The organism is Caballeronia sp. LZ001 (assembly GCF_031450875.1).
In the GTDB taxonomy this organism is placed as follows: Bacteria; Pseudomonadota; Gammaproteobacteria; order Burkholderiales; family Burkholderiaceae; genus Caballeronia.
On sequence record NZ_JARTVX010000004.1, the window covers coordinates 2,894,221 to 2,912,247 of the forward strand.

General features: G+C 62.5%; 15 protein-coding genes and 1 pseudogene. 6 read left to right on the forward strand and 10 right to left on the reverse strand.

Annotated elements, in window-relative coordinates; genetic code table 11:
* Positions 1–5 precede the first annotated feature (5 nt).
* Entirely contained in the window at positions 6–1,076 is a 1,071-nt protein-coding gene (gene hisC / locus P9292_RS24400) for a histidinol-phosphate transaminase (protein ID WP_309961632.1), read from the forward strand.
* 17 nt (positions 1,077–1,093) lie between these two features.
* Here the strand turns inward: hisC and P9292_RS24405 are convergent, their stop codons facing one another.
* The 3 genes from P9292_RS24405 to rsmD form a co-directional block, all read right to left on the reverse strand.
* Positions 1,094–1,351 (reverse strand): YfhL family 4Fe-4S dicluster ferredoxin, encoded by a 258-nt coding sequence (locus tag P9292_RS24405; protein ID WP_244826907.1) that lies wholly within the window; start codon positions 1,349–1,351, stop codon positions 1,094–1,096.
* 80 nt (positions 1,352–1,431) lie between these two features.
* Positions 1,432–1,938, reverse strand: a complete 507-nt coding sequence (gene coaD, locus P9292_RS24410) for a pantetheine-phosphate adenylyltransferase (protein WP_244826906.1) — start codon at positions 1,936–1,938, stop codon at positions 1,432–1,434.
* Between the two features lie 103 nt (positions 1,939–2,041).
* A complete protein-coding gene (rsmD, locus tag P9292_RS24415) occupies positions 2,042–2,689 on the reverse strand; it encodes a 16S rRNA (guanine(966)-N(2))-methyltransferase RsmD (RefSeq protein ID WP_244826905.1) in 648 nt (215 codons plus the stop codon).
* Between the two features lie 244 nt (positions 2,690–2,933).
* Between rsmD and ftsY the strand changes: the two genes are divergently transcribed.
* Both ftsY and P9292_RS24425 read left to right on the forward strand, forming a co-directional pair.
* Positions 2,934–4,223 carry a signal recognition particle-docking protein FtsY gene (gene ftsY, locus P9292_RS24420; RefSeq protein ID WP_309961635.1) on the forward strand — a complete coding sequence of 430 codons (1,290 nt, stop codon included), beginning with the start codon at positions 2,934–2,936 and terminating at the stop codon, positions 4,221–4,223.
* Between the two features lie 97 nt (positions 4,224–4,320).
* The gene (locus tag P9292_RS24425; protein WP_309961637.1) at positions 4,321–5,688 is read left to right on the forward strand and encodes a Fic family protein; all 1,368 of its coding nucleotides are present in this window, start codon (positions 4,321–4,323) and stop codon (positions 5,686–5,688) included.
* 31 nt (positions 5,689–5,719) lie between these two features.
* Here the strand turns inward: P9292_RS24425 and P9292_RS24430 are convergent, their stop codons facing one another.
* Genes P9292_RS24430 through P9292_RS24440 form a run of 3 tightly spaced genes read right to left on the reverse strand, consistent with a single transcriptional unit; the run spans position 5,720 to position 7,701 of the window.
* Complete coding sequence (locus tag P9292_RS24430; protein WP_309961639.1) at positions 5,720–6,352, reverse strand: LysE/ArgO family amino acid transporter; 633 nt, start codon at positions 6,350–6,352, stop codon at positions 5,720–5,722.
* A complete protein-coding gene (gene maiA / locus P9292_RS24435; RefSeq protein WP_309961641.1) occupies positions 6,349–6,993 on the reverse strand; it encodes a maleylacetoacetate isomerase in 645 nt (214 codons plus the stop codon). The genes P9292_RS24430 and maiA overlap by 4 nt, the downstream gene beginning before the upstream one ends.
* A gap of 9 nt (positions 6,994–7,002) precedes the next feature.
* Entirely contained in the window at positions 7,003–7,701 is a 699-nt protein-coding gene (locus P9292_RS24440) for a fumarylacetoacetate hydrolase family protein (protein WP_250462832.1), read from the reverse strand.
* Positions 7,702–7,998: 297 nt separating this feature from the next.
* On the opposite strand from P9292_RS24440, the gene ybiB reads away from it, so the two are divergent.
* Complete coding sequence (ybiB, locus tag P9292_RS24445; RefSeq protein ID WP_244826899.1) at positions 7,999–8,976, forward strand: DNA-binding protein YbiB; 978 nt, start codon at positions 7,999–8,001, stop codon at positions 8,974–8,976.
* A gap of 467 nt (positions 8,977–9,443) precedes the next feature.
* Complete coding sequence (gene leuA, locus P9292_RS24450; protein WP_250491733.1) at positions 9,444–11,099, forward strand: 2-isopropylmalate synthase; 1,656 nt, start codon at positions 9,444–9,446, stop codon at positions 11,097–11,099.
* Between the two features lie 23 nt (positions 11,100–11,122).
* On the opposite strand, the gene P9292_RS24455 is transcribed toward leuA, so the two are convergent.
* Positions 11,123–11,506 (reverse strand): nuclear transport factor 2 family protein, encoded by a 384-nt coding sequence (locus tag P9292_RS24455; protein ID WP_250508523.1) that lies wholly within the window; start codon positions 11,504–11,506, stop codon positions 11,123–11,125.
* A 45-nt stretch (positions 11,507–11,551) separates the two neighbouring features.
* The gene (locus tag P9292_RS24460; protein WP_284502949.1) at positions 11,552–12,118 is read right to left on the reverse strand and encodes an acyloxyacyl hydrolase; all 567 of its coding nucleotides are present in this window, start codon (positions 12,116–12,118) and stop codon (positions 11,552–11,554) included.
* Between the two features lie 353 nt (positions 12,119–12,471).
* Here P9292_RS24460 and rpoH point away from each other — a divergent pair, with 353 nt between their 5' ends.
* Positions 12,472–13,407: an RNA polymerase sigma factor RpoH gene (gene rpoH / locus P9292_RS24465; protein WP_244827955.1), complete on the forward strand. Its 936-nt coding sequence runs from the start codon at positions 12,472–12,474 to the stop codon at positions 13,405–13,407.
* A 185-nt stretch (positions 13,408–13,592) separates the two neighbouring features.
* Here the strand turns inward: rpoH and nagE are convergent.
* Positions 13,593–15,378, reverse strand: a pseudogene (nagE, locus tag P9292_RS24470) (N-acetylglucosamine-specific PTS transporter subunit IIBC).
* Positions 15,379–15,435: 57 nt separating this feature from the next.
* On the reverse strand, positions 15,436–18,024 hold the full coding sequence (gene ptsP, locus P9292_RS24475) for a phosphoenolpyruvate--protein phosphotransferase (protein WP_309961645.1): 2,589 nt from the start codon (positions 18,022–18,024) through the stop codon (positions 15,436–15,438).
* Positions 18,025–18,027 lie beyond the last annotated feature (3 nt).

An 18,027-nucleotide genomic window follows, 5' to 3' on the forward strand; every position in this document is an offset into this window, starting at 1 on the left:
AGACCGTGAGCCGTTTCTGGAGCGATATCGTCCATCGACTGACGCCTTATGTGCCGGGCGAACAGCCCGCGCTGGCACATCCCATCAAGCTCAACACCAACGAGAATCCGTATCCGCCGTCGCCGCGTGTGGTCGAGGCGATTACGCGCGAACTCGGCAAGGATGGCGCGTCGCTGCGCAAGTATCCCGATCCGACCGCGCGCGCGTTGCGTGAGGCGGTGGCGAAGCATCACGGTTTGCGCGTGGAGCAGGTGTTCGCGGGGAACGGTTCGGACGAAGTGCTCGCGCACGCGTTTCAGGCTCTCTTGAAACACGACAGGCCGATTCGTTTTCCCGACATCACGTACAGCTTCTATCCGGTTTATGCCCAGTTGTACGGTGTGGAATACGAGGCGATCCCGCTGAACGCGGATTTCGGTATCGATACCGACGATTACCGCGCGCCAGGCGGCGGCGTGCTGTTGCCGAATCCGAATGCGCCGACGGGCCGCGCCCTGCCGCTCTCCGAAATCGAGGTGCTGCTGAAGGCGAATCCGGATGCGCCAGTCATCATCGACGAAGCGTACGTGGATTTCGGCGCGGAATCGGCCGTGAATCTGGTCGATGCTTATCCCAATCTGCTGGTCGTGCACACGACTTCGAAGGCGCGTTCGCTTGCGGGCATGCGCGTGGGTTTCGCATTCGGCGATGCAAGCCTGATCGAAGCGCTAACGCGCGTGAAGGACAGCTTCAACTCGTATCCGCTCGACCGGCTCGCGCAAGTAGCGGCGCTCGCTTCGTATGAAGACCGCGCGTGGTTCGAGGAGAGTTGCGGCAAAGTCGTCGCGAGTCGCGACAAGTTGACAGCGCAATTGAGCGCGCTGGGATTTGAAGTGGTGCCGTCGGCGGCGAATTTCGTCTTCGCGAAACACCCCGCGCACGACGCGCTCGCGCTCGCCACCGCGCTTCGAACGAAGGAAATCTTCGTGCGGCATTTCAAGCTGCCGCGCATCGACCAGCATTTGCGGATAACGGTCGGCACGCTAGACGAATGCGATGCGCTCGTCGCTGCACTGACCGAACTCGCCAGCGCGTAAGAACAGAGATAAGGCGGTTACTCGCCTTTCGTCGCCATCAACGCGCGGTATTTGTCCATCAACTGCTCCGGCGACTCGACGTGCGCCGGGTCGCGCGGAATGCATTCGACGGGGCACACCTGTTGACACTGCGGCTCATCGAAGTGGCCGACGCATTCCGTGCACTTGTTCGGATCGATCACGTAGATCTCCGTACCCATCGAAATGGCGTCGTTCGGGCACTCGGGCTCGCACACGTCGCAGTTGATGCACTCGTCGGTAATGATCAAAGACATGATGCTTCACTCTCTTGCGCCGGCGATGTTCCGGCATGGAGTCCGCGCATCGCGCGAGCGCTGATACGCGGACCCGGCGCTCAAGGCGCCGAAGGATCTTTCTGGGCGGCCACGCCGACCTTGTCGGTCAGCCGCTTCTCCACCGATGGAAACACGAACTTGCTCACATCGCCGCCAAGCTGGGCGATCTCGCGCACGATGGTGCCCGAAATGAACTGGTACTGGTCCGACGGCGTCATGAACATGGTTTCGACGTCGGGCAAAAGATAGCGATTCATGCCGGCCATCTGAAACTCGTACTCGAAATCCGATACGGCGCGCAGGCCCCTCACAATCACGCGCGCGTTGTTCTTGCGCACGAAATCTTTTAGTAGCCCGGTGAAACTGCTTACCTGGACGTTCGGATAATGCCCGAGCACGTCGTGGGCGATATCCAGCCGTTCCTGCAGCGAAAAAAACGGCTTTTTCGCGCGACTGTCGGCCACGCCGACTACCAGCGTATCGAAAATGCTCGATGCGCGCCGGACGATGTCTTCATGCCCGCGCGTCAGCGGGTCGAACGTTCCCGGGTACACGGCGACAACCATGAGCTTTCTCCTCTTTTATTTACCTTGGACCGCGTGACAGCGATGGCCCATTTTCCCCGCCCCCGTCCGAACGCGCCGGGCGCGTCAGATCGGGGAACGCGCATTATTCATCATTTTGGCGGCGCAGCAAATGATAGCGAACCATGCCCGCTTTCCCTTCGCGCGTGATTTCCCAGCCCGCCAAAGCGTCGATGCTCGCCGGTTCCAGCGGATCGCCGCATTCGACGTAGAGCGCGCCATCCGCGGCGACGAGCGGCGCGGCGATTTCAAGCGCGCGCAAGAGCAAAGCCTGATCGCCGAAAGGGGGATCGAGGAACACGACATCGAACGAGCCTGGCGCGAGACTGCGAGCCAGACGCAGCGCGTCGGCTTCGGCGATCTCGATGTTGCGCGCATCCAGCCGCGCCTGATTCGCTTTGAGTTGCGCGACCGCGCGGCCGCTACGCTCGACCATGAGCACGCGTGCCGCGCCGCGCGACGCGGCTTCGAAACCGAGCGCGCCGCTGCCGGCGAACAGGTCGAGACAGCGCTGGCCATCGAGGTCCTGGCCGAGCCAGTTGAAGAGCGTTTCGCGAACACGGTCGGGCGTGGGTCTCAGACCGTCGAGATCGAGGACGGGCAGCGGCGTGCGCTTCCAGTTTCCGCCGATGATGCGAATGGTGTGCGGCTTGCCGCTGCGCGATGACGCGCGGCTCGAAGAGGCCGAGGAACGGGCCGGAGTATGCGGACGAGTGTCGGACGAACGGGACATAAAAGAGATTGAGTGAGACTGGCGCGCGGCCCGGCCGATGGGCGTTTTGACTGTTCCTGGCGACTGGCGCGGGCTGTGAGCGCCCACGTTACCACAGCGCGGCGTCGTGCCGGGAGGCGCACAGGCGCGTCGGGCCGCGCCTGATAAAATACGCGGCTTACACATCTCAGCGCGAGCCGCGCACACGCGAGCGCATCGGCGCGCAGACGCGAACCGGCAAGCACGCGCGCTCTCCTCACATACCATGTTCAGCTTCTTCAAACGATTCAAAAAGCTGGCTGACGAGCCGCTCGACACGCCGGAAGAGGACAACCTCGAAGCGGACGACGACGGTTCCTCGGTTGCATTAGAGGACGAGGCGTCGGGCGAACATGTTCATGGTGAAGACGCGGCGGCCTCGAACACGCAAGCTATTCGCGGCGACCCGGCGGCGTCTGACGAACATGTTCATGGCGGCAACGCGAAGCCGCATCAGGCTGAAGCTGCAAACACATCATCACATCGAGCACCGGCGCCTTCGGCCGCAGAGCCTACGCAATACTGGCAAGGCCGCACCGAATCTCAATGGCTGCGCGCGCCCGAGACCGATCAGGCGAGCGAGGAAATCATGCCGCCGCCCGAGCCCGATCCGGCCGCGCGCAAGTCCTGGCTCGCGCGTCTGCGCAATGGGTTATCGAAGACGAGCACGAGCCTCACGGGAATCTTCGTCGGCGCGAAGATCGACGAAGATCTCTACGAGGAGCTCGAAACCGCGCTTCTGATGTCCGACGCGGGCGTCGATGCCACCGAATATCTGCTTGAATCCTTGCGCGAAAAAGTGCGCGCCGAGCGTTTGACGGACGCCACGCAAGTGAAGGCCGCACTGCGCGTGCTCTTGATCGACTTGCTGCGTCCGCTCGAAAAGTCGCTGATGCTCGGCCGCGCCCAACCGCTCGTGATGATGATCGCGGGTGTAAACGGCGTCGGCAAGACGACGAGCATCGGCAAGCTGGCGAAGCATCTGCAGCATTTCAATCAGTCGGTGCTGCTCGCCGCCGGGGACACGTTCCGCGCCGCCGCGCGCGAACAACTCACGGTCTGGGGCGAGCGCAACAACGTGATGGTGATCGCGCAGGAAAGCGGCGACGCGGCCGCCGTCATCTTCGACGCCGTGGGCGCTGCCCGCGCGCGCAAGATAGACGTGATGATGGCCGACACCGCCGGCCGCCTGCCGACGCAGTTGCATTTGATGGAAGAACTGCGCAAGGTGCGCCGCGTGATCGCCAAGGCGATGCCCGACGCGCCCCACGAAGTGCTGCTCGTGATCGATGCCAACACGGGACAGAACGCCCTCGCGCAAGTGAAGGCTTTCGACGACGCGCTCGGCTTGACGGGTCTTATCGTGACTAAGCTGGACGGCACGGCGAAAGGCGGCATTCTCGCGGCTATCGCGCGTCAGCGGCCGATTCCGGTGTATTTCATCGGCGTTGGAGAAAAGGTCGAGGATTTGCAGCCGTTCAGCGCGGAAGAGTTCGCGGACGCGTTGTTGGGGTGAGGTGGGGCGCTGATGAGATTCGATGAGATCGGCGTTAATCTTATCAATCTTATCAGGCCGATGATAAGATTAAGCTATTCTTATCATCGGCGCCGTTATGATCGACCAATCGCTTCTTCTAGCCATCGTCCAGTGCGTAGCGCAACGCATCGAGGCGGGTGATCCCGGTGTTTCTGCTGGCGTCATCGAGGCAAGCATCGGGCCGTGGTCCAGACCGACAGTCAACCGTGCTCTGGCCCGGCTGGTCGCGCAAGGCTCACTGGAGCGACAAGGCGCGGGAAGGTCGACCATCTATCGAACGACCAATTCTTCGTCGTTGGTCGAGGTGCAAGAGGAGCTCCGCGGGCCTGCCGGTACACGCTATCGTGCGTTGGATGACGAAGCGCGGAAACTGATTGCCGCGCTGTCGGCTCCGCTGGGAATGCGACAACCTGTCTCTTATCAACGCTCATTTGTCGATGCTTATCGGCCGAATTTCGGCGGTCTACTGCCCGCCGCTCTAGCCGAAGATCTGTATTCAAAAGGCAAGTCGCAGGATCAACAGCCTGCCGGAACATATGCGCGAAAAGTTTTGGAACAACTGCTCATCGACTTGTCATGGTCGTCATCGCGACTCGAAGGCAATCAGAAGACCCTGCTAGATACGCGAGAACTGTTCGAAAGGGGACGAACGGAATCCGATGACCGCGACGCGACCATGCTTTTGAATCACAAGGAAGCGATCGAATTCATGGTCGATGCGGTTCCCACCGAAGGCATGACGGTGCCTGTCGTTCGAAATTTGCAGAGTCTGCTCATGCGCGATCTTCTGCCGGATGCAGCCGATCTCGGTGCTATCCGAAGCAAGATCGTTAGCATTCATGGGTCGGTGTACATGCCGAGTCAGGTGCCGAAGCTGCTCGAAGAGATGCTTTTGCAAATCATCGATAAAGCGACTCGAATCCATAATCCTGTGGAAGCAGCGTTTTTCGTTTGGGTGAATCTCGCGTATCTGCAGCCTTTCGTCGACGGGAACAAGCGCACTAGTCGCCTGAGCGCAAATATGCCGCTCATGTTGTCGAATTGCGCACCCTTGTCCTTCCTCGACGTCGAGCAAAGCGATTACGCGCTGGCGATGATAGGCGTCTACGAGCGACTCGACGTCACTTTGGCCATCGATTTGTTCGAGTGGACCTACCGCCGCTCGATCGATAAATATCAGGTCATCGTCGAGTCCATGGGCGGCCCAGACCCGTTGAGAGCCCGCTATCGTGAGCAGCTTGGTGAAGCGATTCGACAGATCGTGTTTTTCGGTTCTACCTTGAATCAGGCAGTCGAAGGCGCAGGCTTATCCGAAACCGATATGGCCGCTTTCAACGGAATGCTCAGGACAGAACTCGAGCACCTCGAAGCGTTCAACTGTGCAAGATATCGTCTCCCGATGATCAAGACACAGGAATGGATAGACAAAGGACGCCGCTTCTAGCGTCGGCTTGCTTCATGGCGCGCTGGACTCTTCACCGCGCCACCACCAACGTCCCCGCAATCCACCACATCACGCAGCCGACGATCACATCCAGCACGCGCCACGACACGTCCTTCTCGAACCACGGTTTTAGCAACCGCGCGCCATACCCTAGCGCCGTGAACCAGACGACGGACGAACACATCGCGCCCGCCGCGAACCACGCGTTTCCCGGCCACGCATAGCGCGCCCCGATTCCGCCCAGCAGCACCACGGTATCCAAATAAACATGCGGATTCAGCAGCGACAACGCAAAAACCGTTGCCGCCGCGCCAGCCGCCGTCTGCGAATCGCGCTCCGAGGCATTCAAATGTCCCGGCCCGCGCCACGCCGCGAGAAACGCCCGCACGCCGTACAGAAAGACGAAAGCCGCGCCCGCCCAGCGGATCACATCGAGTAGAACCGGCGCACGCTCGATCAACGCGCCCATTCCGCCAATGCCAAGCCCGATCAACATGACGTCGACAGCCGCGCAGATTGCCACGACGATCCCCACGTGCTGGCGTTTCAGCCCCTGCCGCAACACGAACGCGTTCTGCGCGCCGATCGCGACGATCAGACTCGCGCCCAAACCCGCGCCCGACAGATAACTCGACAGCGCACCCGCCGGAATCACCGCCGTCATTCGGCGTCCGGTTGCTGGCCAGGCGCGGCGCGCGCGAACGCGTCGATCTGGCCGGCGTGATCGGCAATGCGCGCGATCGTCGGATACGCATTCAGATCGATACCGAAGCGTCGCGCATTGAACACCTGCGGCACGATGCACAAATCGGCGACGGTCGGGGTATCGCCAAAAGTGAGCGCGCCGACGCGCTCGTCGCGCGCCAGCCGCTTCTCAAGCGATTCGAACCCCGCCTCCACCCAGTGCCGGTACCAGGCGTCCTTCACGTCATCAGGCGTCTTCACTTCGTGCTTGAGGTATTTGAGCACGCGCAGATTGTCGAGCGGATGAATCTCGCACGCGACCTGCAGCGCGACCGAACGCACGAACGCGCGATCCACCGGGCGCTCGGGCAACAGCGGCGGCTGCGGATGCGTCTCCTCCAGATACTCGATGATCGCGAGCGACTGCGTGAGCACGTCAGCGCCATCGACGAGCGTCGGCACGATGCCGTCCGGATTGAGCGCGCGGTATTCGGGCTTCAGTTGCTGACCGCCTTCGCGCAGCAGATGAACGCCCTCGTACGCGTAGCCGAGCCCCTTCAGATTCAAAGCGATACGCACCCGATACGCCGCCGAGCTGCGAAAGTAGCTATAGAGCTTCACGGGCGAGCCTCAAACCACGCGCACGGAGAAATCGCCGATACCTTCCACGCCACCCTTGAGCAGATCGCCCTTCACCACCGCGCCGACGCCTTCGGGCGTGCCGGTGAAAATGAGATCGCCAGGGAAGAGTTCGAAAAGCGTGGAAAGGTAAGCCACCGTCTCGCCGACCGACCAGATCAGCTGCGAGATGTCGGAGCGCTGCTTTTCCTCGCCGTTGACGGTCAGCCAGATCGCGCTTTTTTCCAGATGCCCGACTTTCGATACCGGATGAATCGGACCGATGGGCGCGGAGCGGTCGAAACCCTTCGCGGTATCCCACGGGCGACCCATTTTCTTTGCTTCGGCTTGCAAGTCGCGGCGCGTCATGTCGAGGCCGAGCGCGTAACCGTAGACGTAATCGAGCGCCTCGTCGGCGGGAATGTCCTTGCCCTGCTTGCCGATAGCGGCGACGAGTTCCATCTCGAAGTGCAGGTTTTTCGTCTGCGACGGATACGGAAACTCGCCCGTGGCTCCCGGCGCGACATACAGCACGGCATCGGCAGGCTTGCTGAAGAAGAACGGCGGTTCGCGGTCGGGATCGTGGCCCATTTCACGCGCGTGCGCTTCGTAATTGCGGCCGACGCAGTAAATGCGGCGCACCGGGAATTGCTCGCTCGAACCGTCGACTGGCACCGCCGCTGCGGGCGCCGGAGGAAACACGTAACTCATTCCGCTCTCCTTTTGCTGTTTTCTGGGTTGCCGCCTCGTTCGGTGCGAACGCGCGGCGAGAGAGCGAGTGTAACGCGCGAGGCCGAATCGTGGCGGCGCTTGTCTGGCGGGCTTTCGCGGGCATTCGCGTGCTTTCGCCGAGCCGACAGCGGGCTTACCGGCGCGAACGGATTCGGCGTTGGCAACTTGCCAGCATCGCTTAAATGCGATACTGAAGGTCTATCCCGCTCCTTCGAACTCGCTTGCCGCATCGCTCACGAACTTGAACATCGAGCCTGCGGCCCGCGCAAGCCGCCAATGACAGAGACAGAAACCCCCGCCAACCACTTTGCCTGCGCACGCTACATCAAGGAAATCGGCCGCGGGCCGAACGGCGCGCGCGCATTGTCTCGCGACGACACCTACGCGCTCTACGAAGCCATGCTCGACGGCCGCGTGTCCGATATCGAACTCGGCGCCGTGCTGCTCGCTTATCGCGTGAAGGGCGAGACATCAGCCGAACTCGCCGCGATGCTTGCCGCCGCGCATCGCTCGTTCGAGCCGTTGCACGTGCAGGAAGGCCGCGAGCATGCGCGGCCCGTGTCGATTCCAAGCTACAACGGCGCGCGCAAGCAGCCCAATCTCACGCCGCTCCTGTCGCTTTTGCTCGCGCGCGAAGGCGTGCCGGTGCTGGTGCACGGTGTCGTCGACGATCCCGGCCGCGTGACGAGCGCCGCGATTTTCGGCGAACTCGGCATTCCGCACGCAGCTTCCCGCGACGAAATCGAGGATAGTCTCGCGTCCCGCCGGCTCGCGTTCGCGCCGATCGCCTCGCTCGCGCCGAAGCTCGCGCGGCTTTTAAAACTGCGCCGCGTGATGGGCGTGCGCAATTCGACGCATACGCTCGTGAAGATTCTTCAGCCGTTCGCCGATCCGGGCTTGCGGCTCGTGAACTACACGCATCCGGAATATCGCGAAAGCCTGACCGGGCTTTTCACCGAGCATCCGGACGCCGCTGCCGGCGGTGCGCTGCTCGCGCGCGGCACGGAAGGCGAAGCGGTGGCAGACACGCGCCGGCAAGTCCAGGTCGACTGGTTCCACGACGGCCACGCGGAAACGCTGATTTCGCCCGAACATTCGCAACCGGATGCGCCGCCCATCGATTTGCCCGAATCGCTCGATGCCGCGATCACCGCGCGCTGGATCGAAAGCGTGATGCGCGGCGACGTGCCCGTGCCGCCCGCCATCGCGCGTCAGGTGGAAGTCATCGCCGGGATCGTGCGAAAGCCGGTTTGAGTGCGCCGGATTCGGCTTGTGCCGATTGCAAAAAGATTCAGCACGTATTTGACACGATCTTAAGCAGTGGTTTAGAGTGCAAATATGCGTCTCACCCAGTCTTCCTCCCTCCGAATTATTTCGGGCCGCCTAGCGCGGCCCCTATCGCTACGTCTAGCGTAAATCGCCAGGCGTAGCGCCTCGCGTCGTCAAGGCGCGCGGTCCTGCCAGTAGTTCTCGTAGTTCCTTCCTTACCACTTGTAGTCGTCAGCTTTTCGGCTCGCTCATCCCGCGAACTGAAAACGCGAGGGTCAAATGCACGCTGCTTCGCGCACGTTCACGTTGGTCGCAGGCGTCACCATCGCCGGGACGCAACGTGTACGCTCGCCAGGCGCTGTCTCACGTGCATCGCGCCATTGCCGGCCAGCCGCCGGTCAAGGCATCTCTTGCAGACGCTACGCAAACTGTCCGAAGAGAGATCGACGATCATGATGCCGAACCCCGCCGAGAAATACCGCCCGTTTCCGCAAGTCCGCCTGAATGGCCGCCGCTGGCCGAACCGCACGATCGAAAAAGCGCCCATCTGGATGAGCACCGATCTGCGCGACGGCAACCAGTCGCTCATCGAGCCGATGAGCATCGCCGCAAAGCTCGAATTCTTCGAGATGCTGGTGGCAACGGGCTTCAAGGAAATCGAGGTGGGGTTTCCGTCGGCATCGCAGACGGATTTCGATTTCGTGCGCAAGCTGATCGACGAGAAGCGCATCCCGGACGACGTGACGATCGAAGTGCTGGTGCAATCGCGCCGCGAATTGATCGAGCGCACGTTCGAGGCAGCGGAAGGCGCGAGCAAGGTGATCGTGCACTTGTACAACGCGATCGCGCCGTCGTTCCGGCGCATCGTGTTCAATCAGTCGCAGGAAGAAGTGAAGGCGCTGGCGGTGGAAGGCACGCGCATCATCAAGGAATGCGCCGATGCACGGCCGCAGACGCGCTGGACCTACCAGTACTCGCCCGAGACCTTCAGCATGACGGAGTTGCCGTTCGCGCGTGAAGTCTGCGACGCCGTCGCGCAAATGTGGCGTCCGACGCCCGATCACAAGATGATCGTCAATTTGCCGGCCACCGTGGAAGCCGCGACGCCGAACGTATTCGCCGATCAGGTCGAATGGATGGACCGCAATCTCGGTTATCGCGACAGCATCGTGCTTTCGGTGCATCCGCATAACGATCGCGGGACGGCGGTCGCGGCCGCGGAGCTCGCGGTGCTCGCGGGCGCGGAACGCGTCGAAGGTTGTCTTTTCGGCAACGGCGAGCGCACGGGCAACGTCGATCTCGTCACGCTTGCGCTCAATCTCTACACGCAGGGCGTCGATCCGGGCCTCGATTTCTCCGATATCGACTCGGTGCGTCGCGTCGTCGAGCGCTGCAATCAGTTGCCGGTGCATCCGCGTCATCCGTATGCGGGCGATCTTGTTTTCACGGCGTTTTCGGGCTCGCATCAGGACGCCATCCGCAAGGGTTTTGCGCAGCGTCAGCCGGGCACGGTCTGGGAAGTGCCGTATTTGCCGATCGATCCCGCCGATCTCGGTCGCAGCTACGACGCCGTGATCCGCGTGAACAGCCAGTCCGGCAAGGGTGGCGCGACTTATCTGCTCGAACGCGGGCTCGGCTTCACGCCGCCGCGCCGCGTGCAGATCGAGTTCAGCCACGCCGTGCAAAGACTTGCGGACATGTCGGGCGAGGAAGTCACCGGTGACGCAATCTGCACACTCTTCAAGCAAGAATATTTCGACGCGGGCGGCGTGGTCGCGCGCGTCGATGCGGCGACGCTCTCCGTGTTCGGGCGCAACGTCGCGGTGCCGCCGGCATCAGGCGCGACGAGCGGCGATGTCTACGCGCAAGCCGTGGCGGCGTGTTTCGATGTATCGGCAAACGTGAGCTGGTTCGAAACGGCGGTAACGGCGAGCGGCGATACGGCCGTCTTCGTAGGCTGCCGCGTCGGCGACGAGCCGTTGCGCTTCGGCGTCGCGGTGCACGCGAATCCGGCGTTGGCTGTCGTGGATGCGGTCGTCAGTGCGGTGAATCGGTCGAAACCATTGGGCCGTCAGGCAGAGCGGCAAGACGAAGCGGTCGAGGCTTGATGCCTCGACGTCGCGCGCGGCGGCTACTCCAGCGCCACGCGCGTCGCCTGCAAGGCTAGCAGCAGCCATTGTCCGTCGGTCTGAACGTGAACCGCGGTGTAGGCAATGGGAAACAGCAGCGCGCCGTTTTTCGATTCCATCTCGATCAGCGCCCGTCCCGAGACCAGGCACGTGTCCTTGCCGGCGACGATCACGTCCTGCGACTGGATCTCGATCTGCCGATAGCGGCGTCGACCAGCGGTGATCGCGTCGATGAACTGGCGCTTCGTCTCGCGCTTGCCGTTCGTGTGAACGTAGCTGACGTTCTCGGCCAGAAGCGCATCCAGAGCCGGGCCGTCGCTGTCGACCATCGCCCGGAAGCGATCGCGCTCGAGGCCTCGAATGGCCTCCATGGATTTTGCCGGCATCTGTCGGTTCCCCTTGTGTCGAGAAACCGATGCGCCGGCGCCCCGTCAGAAGTTGTATTGCAGATATAGCTGGCTGAAATTTATACCAGGATTCGGCTCTTTGATACTGGCGTTCGACAGATGCTGAAACCGGAAGCCCGCCTGATAGTTCTGCTTCTCGCCGAAGATCGCACCGACGCCGACCATATCCGCGAACTGGAACGCGGACGACACCGTGAAATCCGTCGTGATTCGCGTATGCGACAGAAGCCGCACGCCGACGCCCGCTTCAATGAACGGCCGGATATATCCCGAACTCTTCACGAAGCGCAGAACCGGCGTCACACCGAATTCCCAGATGTTCGGGTGCACGGCGTTGCTTTCCTGCGAGTGCCAGTAGGCAACGTGACCTTCGCCGAGCAAGGTGAAATGGAAGCCGCCGATTTCCCACCAGGTCAGATTCGGGTCCCATACGAAGCCGAGATCCGCCTTTTTGATGTCGCGATCGGCCACGCCGCCCGCGATTTGCAAACCGAAGCGGTCGGCATGCGCTGCCGCCGACGTGACTCCTAGCAACAGGGCAATTGCGCCGTGGGACAACAGATGACGCCAAGGGCCTTTATTTTTCTGCATGGACACCCCATCTGTGGGATTGACGAGTCGAGCCGCCAAGCGGGCTTCGCGCATTGTAGATTCATCGTCTCATAATTGCACGAATGATTGCCATTAGCCTATTTGCTTGAATATCCTGTCTTCCTTACGTCAAAGTAAGGTAACTAATTCAATCTCACGTGACGAATCGGTAATAATGGTACGATTCGGATACAGTGCTCAGCTATGAATCCACAAAGTTGATAGCTTTGTGGGAACTCTCACATTCGTTTCCCCTCTAACACTTAGCACTCGTTGAAGCGGAGTGCTAATATCATGTCTGACTTGCCGCGCCTTTGCGGCAACAGGCATTTGTTGATAAGGAGCTTATGAGCGTGTCCAATGCGATGACCCTTCCGAATGTTCTTAGCTCGGCACCTGCCAAGGCAACTTCGGCAGGCGCGCTGACGTACGCACAATCGTCCATGTTGACCGGCCAGATCGGCAACATCGATTCATACATACAAGCGGTGAACCGCATTCCAATGCTTTCGCAAGCAGAGGAGCGTCAGTACGCCACCGAATTCCGCGAACAGGGCAACCTGAATGCGGCGCGGCAACTGGTGCTTTCGCACCTGCGCCTCGTCGTGTCCATCGCCCGGAATTACCTGGGTTATGGTCTGCCGCACGCGGACCTGATCCAAGAAGGCAATATCGGTCTGATGAAGGCCGTCAAGCGCTTCGATCCCGAACAAAACGTACGCCTCGTGTCGTACGCCATGCACTGGATCAAGGCGGAGATTCACGAGTACATCCTGCGCAACTGGCGCATGGTGAAGGTCGCGACGACCAAGGCGCAACGCAAGCTGTTCTTCAACCTGCGCAGCCACAAGACCGGCACTTCGGCGTTCACACCGGAGGAAATCGAAGGTCTGGCAAGCCAGTTGAACGTGAAGCGCGAGGAAGTCGCCGAGATGGAAACGCGTCTGTCGGGCGGAGATATCGCGCTCGAAGGCCAGGTCGAAGATGGCGAGGAAGCCTATGCGCCGATCGCCTATCTGGCTGACTCGCATAGCGAGCCGACGAATGTCATCGCCGCGCGTCAGTTCGACAAGTTGCAAAGCGACGGGTTGGCTTCCGCGCTGGAATCGCTGGATGCGCGTAGCCGCCGTATTGTCGAAGCGCGCTGGCTCGAAGTGCAGGACGACGGCTCGGGCGGCATGACGCTTCACGAACTGGCGGACGAATTCGGCGTATCGGCCGAGCGTATCCGTCAGATCGAAGCGAGCGCGATGAAGAAGATGCGTTCCGCGCTGGCCGAGTACGCGTGATATCGCGGTAGCTCGATGACCGTAGTTCGGTGCTGAAGTAAGTTCGAAGCCCGCTGTTCCGAAAGGACAGCGGGTTTTTGTTTTTGGGCGGAGGTGTGCCGTAACGGCAGCAGTGACTTAAACGTCGCCCACTATAAAAACGGCGCCCGAAAGCGCCGTTCATCAAAACCAGACCGAATCTCGCATCAAGCCGGCAACGGCGATGCCCCGCCGCCACTTCCCGGCACGCGCGTCGCGAGTTGTGCCGCGTAACGCTGCGCGGCCGCGCCCACGACGATGTGGAACGTATCCGCCGACACCCACGCGACATCCAGCGTCGACAGGCGCTGACGATCCACCGCCGAAGGATCGCGCACGACCACGCGCAGTCGCGTTTGCGCGACGGCATCGAGCGTGACGACATTGGTCGCGCCGCCGAACACCGCCAGCCAGCGCAGCGGATCGGGATCGAGCGGGCCGGCAGTCTGATCGAAGGCGCCAACGTTCGCGGAAGCCACCGAAGCAGCGGCCGGAGCGGACGAAGCCGGCGTCGCTCCGCGCGTCGACGAATGTTCAAGTTCACCGCGAATTTCATCGGCGATGATGTCCGCTTCCGGTCCGATGATCACCTGCACGTTCGTCGCGCCCCGCTTGAGCACGCCACGCGCGCCGATGCTCTTCAACTGCGCTTCCGACACCTTCTCCGTATCCGCCACCGACAAACGCAGACGCGTCGTGCAGGCATCGACGAGCCTCAGGTTCGACGCGCCGCCCAGCGCCGCAATGTACTTCGCGGCGCGCGTGTTCGCTGCACCCGGCAGCGGGGTGCCGTAGCCGCCTGCAACCGGCGTGGCCGACGTTTCGGCATCGGTCGTGGCCAGGCTCGCGGCCCGGCGTCGCCATATTGAACTTGCGGATGAAGAAGCGGAACAGGCCGTAATAGATCACGCCGTAGACGAGCCCGAGCGGAATCGCCATCCAGCCGCGTTGCGACAGACCGTAGTTCAGCACGTAGTCGATCGCACCCGCCGAGAACGTGAAGCCCAGATGAATGCCGAGCGCCGAGCAGATCGCGAGCGACACGCCGGTAAGTACCGCATGGATCGCGTAAAGCACCGGAGCCAGGAACATGAAGCTGTATTCGATCGGCTCGGTCACGCCCGTCAGGAACGCGGTGAGCGCCATCGAGAACAGCAGGCCGCCGACGACCGCGCGGCGCTCTTTCGGCGCTTCGTGGAACATCGCCAGACACGCGGCCGGAAGGCCGAACATCATGATCGGGAAGAAGCCCGTCATGAAGCCGCCCGCGGTTTTATCGCCGGCAAAGAAGCGGTGCAGATCGCCATGAACGACCGCGCCACCATCCGGCGGCGTAAACGAGCCGAACACGAACCACGCGAGCGAGTTGATGATGTGATGCAGACCCGTCACCAGCAGAATGCGGTTCAGCACGCCGAAGACGAAAGTGCCGAGCGCGCCCGCCGTGGTGAGCCACGTTCCGGCCAGGTCGATAGCCGCCTGCACCGGCTGCCAGATGTAGCCGAATATGATGCCGAGCGCGAGACACGCGACCCCCGTGACGATAGGCACGAAACGCTTGCCGCCGAAGAACGCCAGATATTCCGGCAGCTTGATGTCCTTGTAGCGGTTATACAGATAGCCCGCGACCACGCCCGCGACGATCCCCGACAACACGCCCATGTTGAGCTTGTCGTTGATGTCCTTCATTACGGCGATCTCGATGAGATAGCCGATGGCACCGGCAAGACCCGCCGTGCCGTTGTTGTCCTTCGCGAAACCGACCGCCACGCCGATGGCGAACAGAAGCGGCAGGTTCGTGAAGATGGCGTCGCCCGCGTCGGCGATCATCTTGATGTTGAAGACATCGGGCTGGCCTAGACGCAATAGCAGGCCGGCTACCGGTAGTACGGCAATCGGCAGCATCAGGGCTCGGCCCAGGCGCTGCATCTTTGCAAACGGGTTAGCGTCCATCGGGGTTCTCCAAAAGATATAGGTCTTGTCTTTGCTGCTTGGGGATTACTGCGTTCGTCAGTCTTGCGGCCAGATTTCAAGGCTGGCCGCTCTTACTGCCTGCGCGGATTCGAGCGCGAGCACGTCTTCCGCGCGCTGCCGGCAAAGCTGGTAATCGAGATTACGCACGCGCGCCTTGATGCCCGGCACCGCCACCGGATCGACCGACAATTCCGTCACGCCGAGGCCGATCAGCAACGGCACCGCGAGCGGATCGCCACCGAGCGCACCGCACACGCCGACCCACTTTCCGTGCTTTTGCGCGCCTTGCACGGCCGTCTTGATGAGCCGCAGCACGGCCGGATGCAGGCCGTCGGACTGCGCGGCGAGATCGGGCTGGCAACGGTCCATCGCGAGCGTGTACTGCGTGAGGTCGTTGGTGCCGATGGACAGAAAATCCGCGTATTTCGCGAGCTGATCGGCAAGCAGCGCCGCTGACGGCACTTCGATCATCACGCCCACTTCGATCGGTTCCGTGCGGCCCGCTTCGCGCGCCAGTTCGTCGATCCGTACCCGCAGGCGTTGCAGTTCGCCGGAGTCGGTGACCATCGGCAGAAGAATGCGCACCGCGCCGAGCGGCTTCACGGCGAGCAGACCACGCAGTTGATCGTCGAGCAGATCGGGCCGCACTTGTGCGAGGCGAATGCCGCGCAGACCGAGCGCCGGATTTTCCTCGGGCGGCAGCGTCAGATAATCGACTTCCTTATCCGCGCCGACATCCAGCGTGCGAATGATCGCGGTGCGGCCCTGCAGCGCATCCACGATTCCCTGATAGCTCGACGCATGTTCGCCGGGCGTCGGCGCCGACTGACGATGAATGAACAGCAATTCGGTACGCAGGAGGCCGACCGCGTCGGCGCCATTTTCGACAGCGGCTTGCGCATCTTCGAGCGTGGCGATGTTCGCGGCGATTTCGACGGCGTGGCCGTCGCGGGTCGTCGCGGCCTGTCCCGACATCTTGCGATTCGCCTCGCGCACGTTCAAAAGACGATCGCGTTCGTTGCGCGCGCGTTCGACATCGAGTTCGGTCGGCGCATGTTCGATACGTCCCGCCGACGCGTCCACGACCACTTGCGTGCCTTCGGAAATCGCGTGCAGTGCATCGCCGATGGCGACGAGCGCCGGAATGCCCACCTGTCGCGCGATGATCGCCGCATGCGAGGTGGCGCCGCCGCGCGACATCACGAGCGCGGTCACGCGCGTGCGGTCGAGCGAAGACAAATCGGAAGGCGTGAATTCGACAGCCGCGAGCACGGCTTCAGCGGGCATTTCGCGCGCGGCGGTGTTCGTGTGGCCGAGCGCGCGCAGCACGCGTTTCTCGATATCGCGCAGATCGGCGGCGCGTTCGGCGAGCAGTTCGTCCTTCACGTTGTTCAAGAGCGCGATTTGCGCGCGGATCGCCTCGCGCCACGCGAAGCCCGCGCTCTTGCCGAGGCTGATGAGATCGCGCGCGGCATCGACGAGCGTCGGGTCTTCCAGCAACACGCGATGCACCGCGAAGATTCCCGCCTCGCCGACCGCGCCGCGTTGCGATGCGGTGCGTACGGTTTCGTCGAGTTCGGCATCGACTTGCGAGATGGCGCGATCGAGTGCACGGCTTTCCGCCGCCGACGATTGCGTGGCCGCTTCGGGCGGCACGATTTCCTTGTCGTCCCAGCGCACCAGTTTGCCGACCGCGATGCCCGGCGCCGCGCACACGCCCGCAAGCGTGTTCGGCGCGAGCGGTTGCGCGACCGCGCTCGCAGCCACGACCGGCGCGGGCGATTTCGCGCGTGCCGGTGACTCTTCGACTTCGCCCTGACCCGCGCGCAGCAACTCCGCCGCGACGGCGTCGACGGCTTCCTTCGCCTGCGCGCCGATACCCAGCAGCTCGACGGTCGCGCCTTCGCCCGCGCCGAGACCCAGCAACCCGACGACGCTTTCCACCGGCGCCTTGCGGCCTTGATAACGGATCTCGACCTTTGCATCGAAACCGCGTGCGGCTTCGCGCGCGCGCGCCGCCGGACGCGCATGCAAACCGCCCGCGTGACCGAGCGTCAACGTGCGGCGCGCTTCTTCCGTCACGTTCGCGCTCGAACGCGCGCTTTCGGCCCTGGCGCCGTCTTTCGCGCGCAGCACGAGCATGCGTGCGCCAGCCTTCAACATGCCGCGACCGGCACGCTCGATGACTTCGAAGGCATCGCCATTGGCGACGGCAATAACGGAAACGAGACTCGGCGCGTGCTGCGCGACGAAATCCGCATTGAACTCGATGAGCGGCTGACCCGCGCGCACGGTTGCGCCCTGCTCGATCATCGGCGCGAAGCCCTGGCCGCCCAATTCGACCGTATCGATGCCGATATGCACGAGAATTTCCGCCCCGTGCGGCGTGCGCAACGTGACCGCGTGATGCGTGCGCGCCAGATGCGTCACCGTCCCGTCGCAAGGCGCGACGAGCACGCCATCGAGCGGATCGATGCCGATGCCGTCGCCGAACATGCCTTCCGCGAACACAGGGTCCGGCACGTCGGCGAGCGGGACGACGGGGCCGGTGAACGGCGCGAGCAACACGACGTCGTTCGGGTTATCGATGGGATGATTCAACAGTGACTCCTCGGCGCGACGCATCGG

Coding starts and splice junctions, on each gene's coding strand:
- P9292_RS24455 (WP_250508523.1), bottom strand. CDS start 11,506: ATGCCGGCAAAATCCATGGAGGCCATTCGAGGCCTCGAGCGCGATCGC.
- P9292_RS24425 (WP_309961637.1), top strand. CDS start 4,321: ATGATCGACCAATCGCTTCTTCTAGCCATCGTCCAGTGCGTAGCGCAA.
- coaD (WP_244826906.1), bottom strand. CDS start 1,938: ATGGTTGTCGCCGTGTACCCGGGAACGTTCGACCCGCTGACGCGCGGG.
- ftsY (WP_309961635.1), top strand. CDS start 2,934: ATGTTCAGCTTCTTCAAACGATTCAAAAAGCTGGCTGACGAGCCGCTC.
- P9292_RS24405 (WP_244826907.1), bottom strand. CDS start 1,351: ATGTCTTTGATCATTACCGACGAGTGCATCAACTGCGACGTGTGCGAG.
- ptsP (WP_309961645.1), bottom strand. CDS start 18,024: ATGCGTCGCGCCGAGGAGTCACTGTTGAATCATCCCATCGATAACCCG.
- P9292_RS24460 (WP_284502949.1), bottom strand. CDS start 12,118: ATGCAGAAAAATAAAGGCCCTTGGCGTCATCTGTTGTCCCACGGCGCA.
- leuA (WP_250491733.1), top strand. CDS start 9,444: ATGATGCCGAACCCCGCCGAGAAATACCGCCCGTTTCCGCAAGTCCGC.
- P9292_RS24430 (WP_309961639.1), bottom strand. CDS start 6,352: ATGACGGCGGTGATTCCGGCGGGTGCGCTGTCGAGTTATCTGTCGGGC.
- ybiB (WP_244826899.1), top strand. CDS start 7,999: ATGACAGAGACAGAAACCCCCGCCAACCACTTTGCCTGCGCACGCTAC.
- rsmD (WP_244826905.1), bottom strand. CDS start 2,689: ATGTCCCGTTCGTCCGACACTCGTCCGCATACTCCGGCCCGTTCCTCG.
- P9292_RS24440 (WP_250462832.1), bottom strand. CDS start 7,701: ATGAGTTACGTGTTTCCTCCGGCGCCCGCAGCGGCGGTGCCAGTCGAC.